Genomic DNA, 2,567 nt, shown 5'->3' with positions numbered 1-2,567 from the left:
GACGCCTTCGAGGGCCTGCGCCTCATGGACGCCCTGATCGCGGTCAAGCGCGGCGTCCCCGGAGCCACCCTCCCCGAACTCAAACAGCGCCGCGTGCCGAAACGGGAGGTGGTACTCGAAGAGCCCCAGGAGTTCGGGCGCTCGGACGTCGCCGTGGACAACCCCGTCCCCACCCCGCCGTTCCGGGGCACCCGCGTCGTCAAGGGCATCCAGCTCAAGGAGTACGCCTCCTGGCTCGACGAGGACGCCCTCTTCAAGGGCCAGTGGGGCCTCAAGGGCGCCACCATCGAGAGCGAGGGACGGCCCAGGCTGCGGATGTGGCTGGACCGGCTCCGTACCGAGAACCTGCTCGAGGCCGCCGTCGTCCACGGCTACTTCCCCTGCGTGTCCAAGGGCGACGACCTGATCATCCTCGACGACACCGGGAACGAGCGCACCCGCTTCACCTTCCCCCGCCAGACGCGCGGCCGGCGCCTGTGCCTGGCGGACTTCTTCCGCCCGGAGGAGTCCGGCGAGACCGACGTCATCGGCCTCCAGGTCGTCACGGTGGGATCGAGGATCGGTGCGGCCACGGCCAAGCTGTTCGCCGCCGACTCCTACCGCGACTACCTCGAACTACATGGCCTGTCGGTTCAGTTGGCGGAGGCACTCGCCGAGTACTGGCACGCCCGGGTCCGCGGCGAGCTCGGCATCTCCGCCGACGACCCGCAGTCCATGAGCGGCATGTTCCGCACCGAGTACCAGGGCTGCCGCTACTCACTGGGCTACCCGGCCTGCCCGGACCTGGAGGACCGGGCGAAGATCGCGGACCTCCTCGCGCCGGAGCGCATCGGCGTGACCCTGTCCGAGGAGTTCCAGCTGCACCCCGAGCAGTCCACCGACGCGCTCGTCGTCCATCACCCCGAGGCGAGCTACTTCAACGCGGGAGGGGGCCGCTGATGCCCACGTTCTCCTTCGAGTTCTTTCCGCCCAAGACACCCAAGGGCGAGCGGACGCTGTGGGAGGCGATCCGCCGGGTCGAGCCGCTCGCACCGGACTTCGTGTCCGTCACCTACGGCGCCGGCGGCTCCTCCCGCGACCGCACCGTCGAGGTCACCCGCCGCATCGCCACCGACACCACCCTGCGCCCGGTCGCCCACCTCACCGCCGTCGGCCACTCGGTCGCCGAACTGCGCCACATCATCGGCCAGTACGCCGACGCCGGCATCCACGACGTGCTCGCCCTGCGCGGCGACCCGCCGGGCGACCCGAACGGCCCCTGGACCGCACACCCCCATGGCCTCACCCACGCGGTCGAGCTGGTCGAACTGGTGCGGGAGCTGGGGGACTTCACCATCGGCGTGGCGGCCTTCCCCGAGATGCACCCGCGCTCACCCGACTGGGAGAGCGACATCCGGCACTTCGTCGCCAAGTGCGAGGCGGGCGCCGACTACGCGCTCACCCAGATGTTCTTCCACGTGGAGGACTACCTGCGGCTGCGGGACCGGGTGGCCGCGGCGGGCTGCGACGTGCCGATCATCCCGGAGATCATGCCGGCCACCGACGTCCGTCAGATCCGCCGCTTCGCCGAGCTGTCCCACGCCGCCTTCCCCGAGGACCTCGCCCACCACCTCGAAGCCGCCCGGCACGACCCCGCGGCCGGCCATCGCATCGGTGTCGCCTACGCCACGGCCATGGCCGACCGGCTGCTCGCCGAAGGCGCACCCGGCCTGCACTACATCACGCTCAACCGTTCCACCGCCGCCCTCGACATCCACCGCGACGTCCTGTCCACAAGGAGCCTCCGTGTCCGCTGAGTTCACCGACTTCAAGGTCGCCGACCTGTCCCTGGCCGAGTTCGGCCGCAAGGAGATCACCCTCGCCGAACACGAGATGCCCGGCCTGATGTCGATCCGCAAGGAGTACGCCGCCACGCAGCCCCTGGCGGGCGCCCGTATCACCGGTTCCCTGCACATGACGGTCCAGACGGCCGTGCTCATCGAGACCCTCGTAGCCCTCGGCGCCGAGGTCCGCTGGGTCTCCTGCAACATCTACTCCACCCAGGACCACGCCGCGGCCGCGATCGCCGCGGCCGGCATCCCGGTGTTCGCCTGGAAGGGCGAGACGCTGGAGGAGTACTGGTGGTGCACGGTGCAGGCCCTGACCTGGCCGGGGCATGCCGGCCCGAACATGATCCTCGACGACGGCGGTGACGCCACCCTCCTGATCCACAAGGGCGTCGAGTACCGGAAGAACGGCGAACTCCCCGAGGCCGTCAACGACGAACTCGCCGTCGTACGGGCCCTGCTGGCGGACAGTCGCCTCAACTGGCCGGTCATGGCCTCGGAGATCCGGGGAGTGACCGAGGAGACCACGACGGGCGTCCACCGTCTCTACGAGATGCAGCGCGAAGGTTCGCTCCTGTTCCCCGCGATCAATGTGAACGACGCGGTGACGAAGTCGAAGTTCGACAACAAGTACGGCTGCCGCCATTCGCTGATCGACGGCATCAACCGGGCCACCGACGTCCTGATCGGCGGCAAGACCGCCCTGGTCTGCGGCTACGGCGATGTCGGCAAGGGCTGCGC

At 69.8% G+C, this 2,567-nt stretch carries 3 protein-coding genes; all 3 read left to right on the top strand.

Annotation, left to right across the window (positions count from 1 at the left end; genetic code table 11):
- The coding region (locus ABZ454_RS38705) for a vitamin B12 dependent-methionine synthase activation domain-containing protein (protein ID WP_359544113.1) at nt 1-939 on the top strand (939 nt) is incomplete at its 5' end.
- Nucleotides 939-1,796, top strand: a complete 858-nt coding sequence (metF, locus tag ABZ454_RS38700; RefSeq protein ID WP_359544112.1) for a methylenetetrahydrofolate reductase [NAD(P)H] — start codon at nt 939-941, stop codon at nt 1,794-1,796. The genes ABZ454_RS38705 and metF, both read left to right, overlap by 1 nt.
- Nucleotides 1,786-2,567 (top strand): adenosylhomocysteinase (locus tag ABZ454_RS38695; RefSeq protein WP_359544111.1); only part of this gene is annotated, 782 nt, incomplete at its 3' end. The genes metF and ABZ454_RS38695, both read left to right, overlap by 11 nt.

It is taken from the genome of Streptomyces sp. NPDC005803, from assembly GCF_040630435.1.
GTDB lineage: Bacteria > Actinomycetota > Actinomycetes > Streptomycetales > Streptomycetaceae > Streptomyces.
The sequence above is the reverse complement of the archived record's forward strand: the minus strand, read 5'-3'. Positions and strand labels throughout refer to the sequence as shown.

Bases quoted from the DNA above. Each gene is read 5' to 3' on its own strand.
- metF (WP_359544112.1), top strand. From the start codon at position 939: ATGCCCACGTTCTCCTTCGAGTTCTTTCCGCCCAAGACACCCAAGGGC.